The following is a 13,389-nucleotide window of genomic DNA, read 5'->3' as shown; positions in this document are numbered from 1 at the left end:
ACTGGGGAATCCGTCCACGTCGACGGCGGCTGGCTGATGCACTGAGACCGTCAACAAGCAAGGAGACAGAACGAAATGAAGGAACGAGTCCGCGCCGTCCTCGTCACCGCCGACGACACGATGCTGGTCATCCGCCGAACCAAGCCCGACATCCCCCCGTACTGGGTGCTCCCGGGCGGCGGAGTCGAGCCCGGCGACGAGTCCCGGGAGGCCGCACTCCACCGGGAGATCCACGAGGAGATCGCGGGGAAGGCCGACATCGTCCGACTCCTCCACACGATGGAGACCGACGACGAGCGCCAGCTCTTCTACCTCGCCCGCATCGCGACCTGGTCCTTCGAGGACCGCACCGGCCCCGAGTTCAGCGCCGAAGGCCGGGGCGAGTACGCACTGGAGGAGATCCCGCTGACCGTCGAAGGCCTCGACGGCATCGACCTCAAGCCCGAGGAAATGGCCCACGTCCTGCGGGGCGCCATCAGCGCCGGGACTCTCGCCCTGCTCAGTCACTGAACGACCCGGGTGTGCTTCCGGGGGCACACCTGCTTGCTCCGGAAGGGACATGGCCGCCGCCCTGATGGCGGCGGCCCCGGAGGGCTCCGGCGGGGTTTCGGGCGGGCAGTACCGGTCCCAGGCGTCGGTGAACTGGGTGCGGGTGAAGCCCTTGGCCGGATTCCCTCGGGGAAGCGGCGCGTGGAGGAGCCGATGTCGTAGGGCTTCAGCAGCAACTGCAGGTGACGCGGGCACAGGCCCTGGGCGCCGACGTCTGCCCACGGTGCTTCCTCGTCGCGGTTGGGCATGCCGAGGATCGTCCTGGTCGGCAGGGCGGCCGGATTGCCGCAGGCGGCGAAGACGCGGCGGATGTCGACCAGGATGCGGGTGTGCAGCGAGTTGTCCTGGTCCTGGGCGGCTTCGTACGCGGTCAACACGCGGCAGGCGGTCCGGGCACGCTCGGGCCAGTCCCCTCCGGCGAGGTCGGCGACGATGACCAGAGGCTCCCAGGTGTCCGCGGCCCGGTCCTCCACCGGCACGGCGACGGGCATCAGCCCCATGGCCTCCTTGCCGCGCGGGCGCAGCCACGCGGCGAGGCGGTCGCGTACCGCGCGCAGAGCGGCGATGTCGCCGCGGGCGCGGTTCGTGCGCTCGTGCCCGCGCCACCGGCGCCGCCGTCCGGCCGGGCCGCCCGGGTGAGGTGATCCCCACAAGGGGCGCGACAACAACCTGACGCCCCGTTAGGGCAGTTATGGCACGCGCATGGCACGCGGCCCCAGATGGGTCTAGACAACAAACAAGCCCCAGGTCGTTGACCTGGGGCTTTGTCGTGGAGCGGATGACGGGAATCGAACCCGCGCTATAAGCTTGGGAAGCTCATGTTCTACCATTAAACTACATCCGCATAACGTTCCAGTTGCCTGGATCGGTACCGTTGCACACTCTACCCCATGATCGACCCCCGGTGAATCGGCCGCGGGGTCGTCGTTGTGTGTGGGGTGCACCGAGGGTCGTGGGGGCGGGAGTTGGGGCGTACCGTACGGGTGTGCAGTGGTGCTCGAGGGCCGCTGGAGTGGCGGCTGGAGCAGGTCGCGATCATCCCCTAATGTGGCGATTCGTCGCAGTACAGCAGGTTGGGGAAAGGGACTCGATGGAGAACACCGTCGTCCGTTGTGCCGAAGGGCACGTTTTCAGCACCGCTTCGTTCCCGCTGCAGCACCTCGGTGCCGGCCGGATCGGGCCCGGGCGGCTGCTGCGGTGCCCGCGTTGTGCGCGGCTGCGGCATGCCGTGCCCGTCGGTGCGGCCGTCAAGCGATAGTCCGACAGGCGCGCGGGCGCCCGCTCGCGATTGCGGGAGGCCCGCGCGCACTGCGTATCCTCGGGACGTGCTTCTCTCTGACAAAGACATCCGGGCCGAGATCGACAGCGGACGGGTTCGCATCGACCCGTTCGAGGAATCGATGGTGCAGCCCTCCAGCATCGATGTACGTCTCGACCGCTTCTTCCGGGTGTTCGAGAACCACCGCTACGCCCACATCGACCCCGCCACCGAGCAGCCGGATCTGACCCGGATGGTCGAGCCGGAGGGCGACGAGGCGTTCATCCTGCACCCGGGGGAGTTCGTACTCGCCTCGACGTACGAGGTGATCTCGCTGCCCGAGGACATCGCCTCCAGACTGGAGGGGAAGTCCAGCCTGGGCCGCCTGGGGCTGGTGACGCATTCGACCGCCGGGTTCATCGACCCCGGGTTCTCGGGGCACGTCACGCTCGAGCTGTCGAACCTCGCCACCCTCCCGATCAAGCTGTGGCCCGGGATGAAGATCGGGCAGCTGTGCATGTTCCGGCTCAGCTCGCCCGCCGAGTTCCCGTACGGGAGCGAGCGGTACGGATCGCGGTACCAGGGCCAGCGCGGCCCGACGGCCTCGCGCTCCTTCCAGAACTTCCACCGCACCCAGGTGAGGCACGACGCATGAGTGACGCAGTACGCGAGAACCTGAACTACGAGGGCTTCGGGCGCGCCGTCCGCGAACTCGCGCAGACCATCGCCGACGACGGCTACGAGCCCGACATCATCCTGAGCATCGCCCGCGGTGGCGTCTTCGTCGCCGGCGGTCTGGCGTACGCGCTCGACTGCAAGAACATCCACCTGGTGAACGTGGAGTTCTACACGGGTGTCGGGACCACGCTGGAGATGCCGGTCATGCTGGCGCCCGTGCCCGAGGCGATCGACTTCACCGACAAGAAGGTCCTCATCGCCGATGACGTGGCCGACACCGGCAAGACGCTGAAGCTCGTCCACGACTTCTGCTTGGGCCACGTCGCCGAGGTCCGGTCCGCCGTGATCTACGAGAAGTCGCACTCGCTCGTGAAGTGCGAGTACGTGTGGAAGAAGACCGACGAGTGGATCAACTTCCCGTGGTCGGTCGAGCCGCCCGTCGTGAAGCGTGAGGGTCAGGTTCTCGACGCCTGATTCCGATGGATGCGAGAAGGGGCCCCGGCGCTTTGCGCCGGGGCCCCTTCTCGCATCTCAGTGCCTACAGCGTGCCCAGCTTGATGATCGACAGCAGTGCGACCAGCTGGATCGCGGACGCGCCCAGCGCCTTCGGCCACGGCAGGTCGTGCGACTTGCTGACGAGCGAGGTGAACAGCGCGCCGGCCGCCAGCCAGGTGACCCAGCCCAGCACCTGCACGAACATGTTGTCCCCGCCGAGGAACACGGCGAAGAGCAGGCGCGGTGCGTCCGTGATGGACATGACCAGCATCGACAGGCCGACGGTCGGCTGCCACGCGCCGTCGCCGCCCAGCTGGCGGGCCAGGGTGTGCGTGACGCCGCCCAGGATCAGCCCGCAGATGACGAAGGCCACACCCGCACTGAGGACGATCGGGACGGCGTTGGCGAGGGTGGCGTCCATGACGTCCTTGCGGGCGTCGTCGAGGCCGAAGACCGCGAGCAGGCCGTACAGGAACGTCACGATCAGCGCCGGGCCCCAGACGGCGTAGTCGCGCATCTGCAGGAAGGTCGGCCCCGGCCGCATCACGATGCCGCGGAGCAGCTCCTTCCACGGCAGCCGCGGGCCCGTCGGCGCGGCCGCCGCGGCGCCCGCGTGGTACGTCGCGCCCTGGCTGTACGGGTCCTCGCCGTACGCGAAGACCTGGGTGTGCCCCGGGTTGTCGTTCGCGTACGAGCCGCCGCCCGCGCCTCCCTGGCCGTACGGGGGCTGCTGCTGCCCTTGGGGAGGCGGCTGCTGCTGTCCGTACGGCTGTCCGTACGGGTCGAAGTACTCGGGCTCGCCATGGCCTCCGGCGGCGGGCTGCTGAGGCCACTGCTGCTGGGGAGGGTAGGGCTGCTGGCCGTACGGCGCCTGCTGCGGTTGCTGCTGACCGTACGGCTGCTGCCGCGGGGGTTGTTGGGGAGCGCGGTTGTTGTCCCTGCCGCGTCCGATCCTGAATCCAGCCACGTGATCGAACGTACCTGGTCCGGGGAGCGGTGGTGGGCGGGCCGCCGGAATAAGCACCCTTTGCGGCTGACCTGTGACATCCCCTAGGGGAACCCCGGGGGGCTGTCCCCACGGCGGGGGAGCCTTAGGAATTGTCTGGTTTACGTGTTTGTGGGGGAGCTTGCGGCGGCTCGTTACATTGCTGACGGATTACGTAGATGTCGGGTCCGTAGCTTCTTCGCTGTCGCCGACCGGCCGTGAGCACCGAGCAACGAGCTACGAGCACCGAGCTACGAGAAGAGCCCCCACATGCGCAGCACCCGCCGTACCACCCTTCGTACCGCCGCCGTCTTCGCCGGCGCGGCCACCGTTCTGGCCCTCCCGGTCGGGTCCGCGTTCGCGGACTCGCCGTCGGGGCCGGGGCCGGAGCCGGAGGCTCTGCCCGGGATCGAGCAGCCCGCGACGGACCCCGTGCCGCCGGTGGACCCGGTGGACCCGGTCGACCCGACCCTGCCGGCGGTGGACCCGACCGTCGACCCGACCACGCCGCCGGTCAAGCCGGAGAAGCCGACCCGGGCGTTTGTGACCACGGTCAAGCTCGCGGACGGGTCGATCGCCAAGATCTACAAGTTCGGCAACGACCACTTCGAGGCCGAGATCCTCGCCGGCTCGATGAAGCTGGACACGCTGGTCAGCAAGGGGGGCAACCCGGCGTACGGGCAGCACAACGGCCTGCACGTCGTCCTCGGGCCGAACGGGACCGTGACCTCCTGGGTGGAGAGGGAGCAGAAGCCGAAGCCCGGGCCGAAGCCGAAGCCGAAGCCGGTGGAGAAGCCGAAGCCCGCGGTCAAGAAGGAGAGTTCGGTCCGGATCACCATGCCGGACGGGCGGATCGCGAAGCTGATCGACGGCCCGAAGGGCAAGCGCGTCGAGATCTCGATGCCGAACGGGAACCTGCTCGGGACGGTCGACCTGAAGCACCCGAGCGCGCAGAACGACGGCTGGACGTACCGGATCGTCCAGGACGGGAAGCGCGTGAAGTTCGTCGTCATCGACGGGAAGAGCGGCGGGAGCAGCTGGGTGTACGGCTTCGACGGGAAGCTGATCGAGAAGTACGTGGTGGAGGGCGCTCCGCGCGCCGGTGCCAAGAAGGCGGGGGAGCGGGTGGTTCCGAAGGGCGGCGTGAAGGCCGGGGCGGAGGGGGTTTCAACGGGTGACGCGCCGATGGTGGTTGCCGCCGGCGGGGGGATGGCTGCCGCGGGGGCGGCGGGGCTGGGCTTCGCGCTGCTGAAGCGGGGGCGCGCCGACCGGTCCTGACGGGGGTCGGGGTCGGGGCGGGGCCGGCTGCTGCCTGTGCGGCTCCGCCGCGTTGGGGGCCGCCACCCCCGGGCCCCCGAACGCCGGAACGGCCGGTCCCTCGAGCGGGGACCGGCCGTTCCGGCGTTCGGGTCGTACGGGCGGACTACTTGGCGGTGCCGCCCTCGGCCGAAGCCTTCGGCTCGGCCTCGGTGGCGTCCGCCTTCGGCTCGGCCTCGCCTTCCGCCTCTGCGGCGGTCTCCGGCTCGGCCTCCGGCTCGGCGGCGGCCGTCTCGGCCTCCGCCGCAGGCGCCGTCTCGGCCTTCGCCGCAGCTTCGGGCTCTGCCTTGGCTTCGGCTTCGGCTTCGGCCTTCGCCGGGGCCTCGGCTCCCGCCTCCGCCTTCGGCGCAGCCTCCGCCTCCGCCTGCGCGGCAGCCTCCGCCTCCGCCTTTGCCTTCGCGGCAGCAGCCGCCTCGGCTTCCGCCTTGGCCTTGGCCTTCGCCGCGGCTTCCGCCTCCGCCTTCGCCTTGGCTTCCGCCTCGGCCTTGGCCTCCGCCTCAGCCGCCTGTTCCGCGGCCAGGGCCTCGGCTGCCAGTTCTTCCTCCGTCGGGGCCGGGGCCTTCACCGACTCCAGGAGGAGCTGGGCCACGTCGACGACCTGGACGGATTCCTTGGCCTGGCCGTCGTTCTTCTTGCCGTTCACCGAGTCGGTCAGCATCACCAGGCAGAACGGGCAGGCCGTCGAGACGATGTCCGGGTTCAGGGACAGGGCCTCGTCGACGCGCTCGTTGTTGATGCGCTTGCCGATCCGCTCCTCCATCCACATCCGGGCGCCACCGGCGCCGCAGCAGAAGCCCCGCTCCTTGTGGCGGTGCATCTCCTGCTGGCGCAGCCCCGGCACGGCCGACATGATCTCGCGCGGCGGCGTGTAGACCTTGTTGTGCCGGCCCAGGTAGCAGGGGTCGTGGTACGTGATCAGGCCGTCCACCGGCGTGACCGGCGTCAGCCGGCCCTCGTCGATCAGGTGCTGGAGCAGCTGCGTGTGGTGGATGACCTCGTACTCGCCGCCCAGCTGCGGGTACTCGTTCGCGATGGTGTTGAAGCAGTGCGGGCAGGTGGAGACGATCCGCTTCGCCGACTTCGGCTTCTTCGTCGACGGGTCCTCGTCGTCCTCGCCGAAGGCCATGTTCAGCATGGCCACGTTCTCCTGCGCCAGCTGCTGGAACAGCGGCTCGTTGCCCAGGCGGCGCGGCGAGTCACCGGTGCACTTCTCGTCGCCGCCCATGATCGCGAACTTGACGCCCGCGATGTTCAGCAGCTCCGCGAAGGCCTTCGTGGTCTTCTTCGCGCGGTCCTCGAGAGCGCCCGCGCAACCGACCCAGTACAGGTAGTCGTACTCGGAGAGGTCCTCGGCGTCCTTGCCGACGATCGGGACCTCGAAGTCGACCTCCTTGGTCCACTCCACGCGCTGCTTCTTGGCCAGACCCCAGGGGTTGCCCTTCTTCTCCAGGTTCTTGAGCATCGTGCCCGCCTCCGACGGGAACGCGCTCTCGATCATCACCTGGTAGCGCCGCATGTCGACGATGTGGTCGATGTGCTCGATGTCGACCGGGCACTGCTCGACGCACGCACCGCAGGTCGTGCAGGACCACAGCACGTCCGGGTCGATGACGCCGTTCTCCTCGGCCGTGCCGATGAGCGGGCGCTCCGCCTCGGCCAGGGCGGCCGCCGGGACGTCCTTCAGCTGCTCCGCCGTGGCCTTCTCGTTGCCCTCCATGTCCTTGCCGCCGCCGGCGAGCAGGTACGGGGCCTTGGCGTGCGCGTGGTCGCGCAGCGACATGATCAGGAGCTTCGGCGACAGGGGCTTGCCGGTGTTCCACGCCGGGCACTGCGACTGGCAGCGGCCGCACTCCGTGCAGGTGGAGAAGTCGAGGATGCCCTTCCAGGAGAACTGCTCGACCTGGGAGACGCCGAAGACGTCGTCCTCGCCCGGCTCCTCGAAGTCGATCTCCTTGCCGCCGCTCGTCATCGGCTGGAGCGCGCCCAGCGCGGTCGCGCCGTCGGCGTTGCGCTTGAACCAGATGTTCGGGAAGCCGAGGAAGCGGTGCCAGGCCACGCCCATGTTGGTGTTGAGCGAGACGACGATCATCCAGATCAGCGAGACACCGATCTTGATCATCGCGGTGAAGTAGATCGCGTTCTGCAGGGTGCCGAGCGAGAGGCTCTTGAACGCCAGGACCAGCGGGTACGAGGCGAAGTACGCCGGCTCGTACGAGTCCACGTGGTGGATCGCGCCTTCGAGACCGCGCAGCGTCAGGATCGCGAGGCCGATGGTCAGGATCACGTACTCGACGAAGTACGCCTGCCAGGCCTTCGATCCCGTGAAGCGCGACTTGCGGCCCGCCCGGGAGGGCAGCGACAGCAGGCGGATGACGATCAGCACGGCGATGCCGAGGATCGTCATGATGCCGATGAACTCGATGTAGAGCTCGAACGGCAGGAAGCCGCCGATGATCGGCAGCGTCCAGTCGGCCTGGAAGAGCTGCCCGTACGCCTGGACCAGCGTCGGCGGCAGCGTCAGGAAGCCGATCGCGACGAACCAGTGCGCGAAGCCGACGATGCCCCAGCGGTTCATCCGGCTGTGGCCGAGGAACTCCCGGACCAGGGTGAGCGTTCGTGCCTTCGGGTCGTCCGTACGGCTGCCTGCCGGTACGGGCTGTCCGAGCTTCACGAACCGGTAGATCTGCGCCACGGCTCGGGCGAGCAGCGCGACGCCGACCACGGTCAGGACCAGCGACACGATGATCGCGGCGAGTTGCATGGGAGGGCTCCTCGGGCGGGACTTACTAAGCGGTAACTTATTGAGTCAAGGCTTGAGGTTACCCATTCCCCGCGCCGCAATGTAGGTGAGCGAGCGGTGATCTGTGTCGCTCAGGCATGCCTCTGTCGGTACCGCTGTCGGTAGGCCGCCCGAGGGGTCTGAGCCAGGATCGCGAGATCCATCCCCAGCCAATGGCTCTCCACATAGTGCCGGTCCAGCAGGGCCATCTCCTCCCAGGGGAGGTCGGAACGTGCGCTGACCTGCCACAAACCGGTCATTCCGGGCCGTACGAGGAGCCGGTCGGCCCGGTCCGTACGCGGCTCCGCGCGCGGCCCGACCAGCGACATCTCGCCGCGGAGCACGTTCAGCACCTGCGGGACCCCGTCCAGGGCGCACCGCTCGACGGCCGCGCCGAGCCGGCCCGCCGCGTCCGTGCGCAGCCGCCAGGTCCGGAACGGCCGCCCGGCCAGCCCGGCCGCCGGCTCCCGTACGAAGACCCGGCCGCCCTGGGCCGCGTACAGCAGGGCGGCGACGAACAGCAGCGGCACCGCGAAGAGCCCGAGCAGCGCCACGGCCCCCAGGAGGTCGACCACCCGCTTCGCCGAGAGGTCCGGGCGGTAAGGGAACGGGGACGGGCGCGGGGAGGGGTGGGGGGACGGGGATGCGGGCGGGCGCGGAGCCGCGGGTCGCCGCCGCACGAGGCGCCGGATCGGGGGGAGCGTGAGCGGCGGCAGCGGCATGGGGGCACCCTGCATGCGCCTCCGGCGGTTTCCGTGGTGCCGCGCAGTGGACCGGCCGAGCATCGCCCGCTCGGCCCCCCGGCACCACCCCCTCGGCCAGCGCCGCACGCTCGGCTTCGAGTGGTCCTGGAGTGTTTCCCGCTCGCCCGCCGCACGGGATGTTTCCGCAGGTGGGGGGCCCTGGTGCTGCTCGCCCCGCGGCTGCGCCGAGCCGCCCGCAAAGCCCGTGTGAGCGTAAGTCCGGGATAAAAGTTGAGCCCCTCCCACTCACCTCTGTTGACGGCGGCGCGGCGTTGGGGCATGGTTGAGTCTGTTCCACTCAAGTCAGCTGGAGGAAATCAAAATGGCACGTGCGGTCGGCATCGACCTGGGCACCACTAACTCCGTCGTCAGCGTTCTCGAAGGCGGCGAGCCCACCGTCATCACCAACGCCGAGGGCGCCAGGACCACGCCGTCCGTCGTCGCCTTCGCCAAGAACGGCGAGGTCCTCGTCGGCGAGGTGGCCAAGCGCCAGGCGGTCACGAACGTGGACCGGACCATCCGCTCCGTCAAGCGCCACATGGGCACTGACTGGAAGATCAACCTGGATGGCAAGGACTTCAACCCGCAGCAGATGAGCGCCTTCATCCTGCAGAAGCTGAAGCGCGACGCCGAGGCCTACCTGGGTGAGAAGGTCACGGACGCGGTCATCACCGTCCCGGCCTACTTCAACGACTCCGAGCGTCAGGCGACGAAGGAAGCCGGTGAGATCGCGGGTCTGAACGTCCTGCGCATCGTCAACGAGCCCACCGCCGCCGCCCTGGCCTACGGCCTGGACAAGGACGACCAGACCATTCTCGTCTTCGACCTCGGTGGCGGCACCTTCGACGTGTCGCTCCTCGAGATCGGCGACGGCGTCGTCGAGGTCAAGGCCACCAACGGTGACAACCACCTCGGTGGTGACGACTGGGACCAGCGCGTCGTCGACTACCTGGTGAAGCAGTTCGCCAACGGCCACGGCGTCGACCTGTCCAAGGACAAGATGGCCCTGCAGCGTCTGCGCGAGGCCGCAGAGAAGGCGAAGATCGAGCTGTCCTCCTCCACGGAGACCACGATCAACCTGCCCTACATCACGGCTTCCGCCGAGGGCCCGCTGCACCTGGACGAGAAGCTCACGCGCTCGCAGTTCCAGCAGCTGACCGCGGACCTGCTCGACCGCTGCAAGACCCCGTTCCACAACGTCATCAAGGACGCCGGCATCCAGCTGTCCGAGATCGACCACGTGGTCCTGGTCGGCGGCTCCACCCGCATGCCGGCCGTCGCCGAGCTCGTCAAGGAGCTCACCGGCGGTCAGGACGCCAACAAGGGCGTCAACCCGGACGAGGTCGTCGCCATCGGCGCCACCCTCCAGGCCGGTGTCCTCAAGGGTGAGGTCAAGGACGTCCTGCTCCTCGACGTGACCCCGCTGTCCCTCGGCATCGAGACCAAGGGCGGCATCATGACCAAGCTGATCGAGCGCAACACCACGATCCCGACCAAGCGGTCCGAGATCTTCACGACGGCCGAGGACAACCAGCCGTCCGTGCAGATCCAGGTCTACCAGGGTGAGCGCGAGATCGCGGCGTACAACAAGAAGCTCGGCATGTTCGAGCTGACCGGCCTGCCGCCGGCCCCGCGTGGTGTCCCGCAGATCGAGGTCTCCTTCGACATCGACGCGAACGGCATCATGCACGTCACGGCCAAGGACCTTGGCACGGGCAAGGAGCAGAAGATGACCGTCACCGGCGGCTCCTCGCTCGGCAAGGACGAGGTCGACCGCATGCGCCAGGAGGCCGAGCAGTACGCGGAGGAGGACCACCGCCGCCGCGAGGCCGCCGAGTCCCGCAACCAGGGCGAGCAGCTCGTCTACCAGACGGAGAAGTTCGTCAAGGACAACGAGGACAAGGTCCCGGCCGAGGTCAAGACCGAGGTCGAGGCCGCCGTCTCCGAGCTGAAGGAGAGCCTCAAGGGCGAGGACACGGCCGCGATCCGCACCGCGACCGAGAAGCTCGCCGCGGTCAGCCAGAAGCTCGGCCAGGCCATCTACGCCGACGCGCAGGCCGCCCAGGGTGCAGCCGGTGCCGCGGGTGACGCGGGTCAGGCCAAGGCCGACGACGACGTCGTCGACGCCGAGATCGTCGACGACGAGAAGCCGAAGGGCGGCGCTGCCTGATGTCGGAGGAGACGCCGGGTTTTGACGAGAAGCCCGAAGTCCCCGCCGGCGCCACGCCTGACGACGCCGCCGAGCCGAAGGCCGCAGCTTCCTCCGAGGAGGAGGCCGCGGCCCCGGCCGGGGACTCCGGAGCACCGTCCGCTCAGGAGACGGCTCTGCTGGCGCAGCTGGACCAGGCCCGTACCGCGCTCGGCGAGCGCACGGCGGACCTCCAGCGGCTCCAGGCCGAGTACCAGAACTACCGCCGCCGGGTGGAGCGGGACCGGATCGCCGTCAAGGAGATCGCGGTCGCGTCCCTCCTGACGGAACTGCTCCCGACCCTGGACGACATCGGCCGGGCGCGGGACCATGGCGAGCTGGTCGGCGGCTTCAAGTCGGTGGCCGAATCGCTGGAGACCGCCGCGGCCAAGATGGGGCTGCAGCAGTTCGGCAAGGAGGGCGAGCCCTTCGACCCGACGATCCACGAGGCCCTGATGCACTCGTACGCGCCGGACGTCACCGAGACGACGTGCGTGGCGATCCTGCAGCCGGGGTACCGGATCGGCGAGCGTACGATCCGCCCCGCGCGGGTCGCGGTGGCCGAGCCCCAGCCCGGGGCCGCCCCCAAGTCCGAGTCCGCGGACGGCGACACGCCTTCGGACAAGGACGCGGATGCCCCCGACAAGGGCTGACGCAGCAACCGTAGAGGCACGAGAGGAGGGACACCGGGGATGAGCACGAAGGACTTCGTCGAGAAGGACTACTACAAGGTCCTCGGTGTCCCGAAGGACGCCACCGAGGCCGAGATCAAGAAGGCGTACCGGAAGCTCGCGCGCGAGTTCCACCCGGACGCCAACAAGGGCGACGCCTCGGCCGAGGAGCGCTTCAAGGAGATCTCCGAGGCGAACGACATCCTCGGTGACGCCAAGAAGCGCAAGGAGTACGACGAGGCCCGCGCCCTGTTCGGCAACGGGGGCTTCCGCCCCGGTCCGGGCGGGGGCGGCTCGTTCAACTTCGACCTGGGCGACCTGTTCGGCGGCACCCAGCCGGGTGGCGGCGCGGGCGGCGGCTTCGGCGGCGGCGGTCTGGGCGACGTCTTCGGCGGACTGTTCAACCGCGGCGGCGCGGGCCCCGGGACGCGGGTCCAGCCGCGCCGCGGCCAGGACATCGAGTCGGAGGTCACCCTCTCCTTCGAGGAGGCGGTGGACGGGGCCACGGTCCCGCTCCGGATGTCCTCCCAGGCGCCCTGCAAGGCCTGTTCGGGCACCGGCGACAAGAACGGCACGCCGCGCGTGTGCCCGACCTGCGTCGGCACCGGCCAGGTCTCGCGGGGCAGCGGCGGCGGCTTCTCGCTGACCGACCCCTGCGCGGACTGCAAGGGCCGCGGCCTGATCGCGGAGACCCCCTGCGACGTCTGCAAGGGCAGCGGGCGGGCCAAGTCCTCCCGCACCATGCAGGTCCGGATCCCGGCCGGCGTGTCCGACAGCCAGCGGATCCGGCTGCGCGGCAAGGGCGCTCCGGGCGAGCGCGGCGGTCCCGCCGGCGACCTCTACGTCGTCGTCCATGTGGACAGCCACCCGGTGTTCGGCCGCAAGGACGACAACCTGACCGTCACCGTCCCGGTGACGATCGCCGAGGCCGCCCTGGGCGCCGACATCAAGGTCCCGACCTTGAACGGCCCCCCGGTGACGCTGAAGCTCCCGCCGGGCACCCCCAGCGGGCGCACGATGCGGGCCCGCGGCAAGGGAGCCGTCCGCAAGGACGGCACCCGCGGGGACCTGCTGGTGACGGTGGAGGTCTCCGTTCCGGCCTCGCTGTCGGACAAGGCCCGCGAGGCGCTGGAGATGTACCGCGACGCGACGGAGTCGGAGGACCCGCGCGCCGTGCTGTTCGAGTCCGCGAAGGGAGCATGACATGGACGGCCGCCGACGACCGCCGCGGTTCGGCAGCGGGGCGTACGAACTGACCGACGAGACCCCGGTCTACGTGATCTCGGTGGCCGCCCAGCTCTCGGGCCTGCATCCGCAGACCCTGCGCCAGTACGACCGCCTCGGCCTGGTCTCCCCGGACCGGACGGCCGGCCGCGGCCGGCGCTACTCGGCCCGCGACATCGAACTGCTCCGCACGGTGCAGACGCTGTCCCAGGACGAGGGCATCAACCTGGCCGGCATCAAGCGGATCATCGAGCTGGAGAACCAGGTCGCGGCGCTCCAGCAGCGCGTGGCCGAGCTCTCGGCGGCGGTGGACGGCGCGGCGGCCGTGCTCCAGCAGCGCGAGGCCCAGGTGCACGCCTCGTACCGGCGGGATCTGGTCAAGTACCAGCCGCCGGTGGCGGGCAACGCCCTGGTCGTCTGGCGCCCGGCGCCGAAGCGCCAGGGCGACTGACCAGCGAGCGAACGCACAGGCCCCGCCCGGGAACCCCGGGCGGGGCCTGAT

12 protein-coding genes and 1 tRNA gene are annotated in these 13,389 nt (G+C 69.8%); 8 read left to right on the top strand and 5 right to left on the bottom strand.

Annotated features, from left to right (window positions below):
* Positions 1-75: 75 nt before the first annotated feature.
* Complete coding sequence (locus AB5J51_RS19570) at positions 76-510, top strand: NUDIX domain-containing protein (RefSeq protein WP_369778172.1); 435 nt, start codon at positions 76-78, stop codon at positions 508-510.
* On the opposite strand, the gene AB5J51_RS19565 is transcribed toward AB5J51_RS19570, so the two are convergent.
* A complete protein-coding gene (locus AB5J51_RS19565; protein WP_369778171.1) occupies positions 504-1,202 on the bottom strand; it encodes a DUF3631 domain-containing protein in 699 nt (232 codons plus the stop codon). The two genes, AB5J51_RS19570 and AB5J51_RS19565, sit on opposite strands and share 7 nt — an antisense overlap.
* Positions 1,203-1,319: 117 nt before the next feature.
* Positions 1,320-1,393 (bottom strand) — tRNA-Gly (locus tag AB5J51_RS19560).
* A 481-nt stretch (positions 1,394-1,874) separates the two neighbouring features.
* Here AB5J51_RS19560 and dcd point away from each other — a divergent pair.
* Both dcd and AB5J51_RS19550 read left to right on the top strand, forming a co-directional pair.
* Complete coding sequence (gene dcd, locus AB5J51_RS19555; protein WP_030304221.1) at positions 1,875-2,462, top strand: dCTP deaminase; 588 nt, start codon at positions 1,875-1,877, stop codon at positions 2,460-2,462.
* A complete protein-coding gene (locus tag AB5J51_RS19550; RefSeq protein WP_030304218.1) occupies positions 2,459-2,959 on the top strand; it encodes a phosphoribosyltransferase in 501 nt (166 codons plus the stop codon). Before dcd ends, AB5J51_RS19550 begins: the two co-directional genes overlap by 4 nt.
* A gap of 64 nt (positions 2,960-3,023) precedes the next feature.
* Here the strand turns inward: AB5J51_RS19550 and AB5J51_RS19545 are convergent, their stop codons facing one another.
* The gene (locus AB5J51_RS19545) at positions 3,024-3,947 is read right to left on the bottom strand and encodes a Yip1 family protein (RefSeq protein WP_136224719.1); all 924 of its coding nucleotides are present in this window, start codon (positions 3,945-3,947) and stop codon (positions 3,024-3,026) included.
* Positions 3,948-4,235: 288 nt separating this feature from the next.
* On the opposite strand from AB5J51_RS19545, the gene AB5J51_RS19540 reads away from it, so the two are divergent.
* Positions 4,236-5,243 (top strand): hypothetical protein, encoded by a 1,008-nt coding sequence (locus AB5J51_RS19540; protein WP_369778170.1) that lies wholly within the window; start codon positions 4,236-4,238, stop codon positions 5,241-5,243.
* Positions 5,244-5,388: 145 nt separating this feature from the next.
* On the opposite strand, the gene AB5J51_RS19535 is transcribed toward AB5J51_RS19540, so the two are convergent.
* Both AB5J51_RS19535 and AB5J51_RS19530 read right to left on the bottom strand, forming a co-directional pair.
* Positions 5,389-8,043, bottom strand: a complete 2,655-nt coding sequence (locus AB5J51_RS19535) for a (Fe-S)-binding protein (RefSeq protein WP_369778169.1) — start codon at positions 8,041-8,043, stop codon at positions 5,389-5,391.
* A gap of 110 nt (positions 8,044-8,153) precedes the next feature.
* Complete coding sequence (locus AB5J51_RS19530) at positions 8,154-8,783, bottom strand: sugar transferase (protein WP_369778168.1); 630 nt, start codon at positions 8,781-8,783, stop codon at positions 8,154-8,156.
* 343 nt (positions 8,784-9,126) lie between these two features.
* On the opposite strand from AB5J51_RS19530, the gene dnaK reads away from it, so the two are divergent.
* The 4 genes from dnaK to AB5J51_RS19510 are packed head-to-tail and all read left to right on the top strand — an operon-like array spanning position 9,127 to position 13,338.
* The gene (gene dnaK / locus AB5J51_RS19525) at positions 9,127-10,974 is read left to right on the top strand and encodes a molecular chaperone DnaK (protein WP_133897379.1); all 1,848 of its coding nucleotides are present in this window, start codon (positions 9,127-9,129) and stop codon (positions 10,972-10,974) included.
* Positions 10,974-11,645 (top strand): nucleotide exchange factor GrpE, encoded by a 672-nt coding sequence (gene grpE / locus AB5J51_RS19520; protein WP_053789605.1) that lies wholly within the window; start codon positions 10,974-10,976, stop codon positions 11,643-11,645. Before dnaK ends, grpE begins: the two co-directional genes overlap by 1 nt.
* A gap of 39 nt (positions 11,646-11,684) precedes the next feature.
* Positions 11,685-12,866, top strand: a complete 1,182-nt coding sequence (gene dnaJ / locus AB5J51_RS19515; protein WP_053789604.1) for a molecular chaperone DnaJ — start codon at positions 11,685-11,687, stop codon at positions 12,864-12,866.
* A 1-nt stretch (position 12,867) separates the two neighbouring features.
* Positions 12,868-13,338 (top strand): heat shock protein transcriptional repressor HspR, encoded by a 471-nt coding sequence (locus AB5J51_RS19510; RefSeq protein WP_053789603.1) that lies wholly within the window; start codon positions 12,868-12,870, stop codon positions 13,336-13,338.
* Positions 13,339-13,389: the final 51 nt, after the last annotated feature.

The sequence above is a fragment of the Streptomyces sp. R33 genome (assembly GCF_041200175.1).
GTDB lineage: Bacteria > Actinomycetota > Actinomycetes > Streptomycetales > Streptomycetaceae > Streptomyces > Streptomyces katrae_B.
The sequence above is the reverse complement of the archived record's forward strand: the minus strand, read 5'-3'. Positions and strand labels throughout refer to the sequence as shown.

Bases quoted from the DNA above. Each gene is read 5' to 3' on its own strand.
- AB5J51_RS19550 (WP_030304218.1), top strand. From the start codon at position 2,459: ATGAGTGACGCAGTACGCGAGAACCTGAACTACGAGGGCTTCGGGCGC.
- grpE (WP_053789605.1), top strand. From the start codon at position 10,974: ATGTCGGAGGAGACGCCGGGTTTTGACGAGAAGCCCGAAGTCCCCGCC.
- AB5J51_RS19530 (WP_369778168.1), bottom strand. From the start codon at position 8,783: ATGCCGCTGCCGCCGCTCACGCTCCCCCCGATCCGGCGCCTCGTGCGG.
- dnaJ (WP_053789604.1), top strand. From the start codon at position 11,685: ATGAGCACGAAGGACTTCGTCGAGAAGGACTACTACAAGGTCCTCGGT.
- dnaK (WP_133897379.1), top strand. From the start codon at position 9,127: ATGGCACGTGCGGTCGGCATCGACCTGGGCACCACTAACTCCGTCGTC.
- AB5J51_RS19535 (WP_369778169.1), bottom strand. From the start codon at position 8,043: ATGCAACTCGCCGCGATCATCGTGTCGCTGGTCCTGACCGTGGTCGGC.
- AB5J51_RS19540 (WP_369778170.1), top strand. From the start codon at position 4,236: ATGCGCAGCACCCGCCGTACCACCCTTCGTACCGCCGCCGTCTTCGCC.
- AB5J51_RS19570 (WP_369778172.1), top strand. From the start codon at position 76: ATGAAGGAACGAGTCCGCGCCGTCCTCGTCACCGCCGACGACACGATG.
- AB5J51_RS19510 (WP_053789603.1), top strand. From the start codon at position 12,868: ATGGACGGCCGCCGACGACCGCCGCGGTTCGGCAGCGGGGCGTACGAA.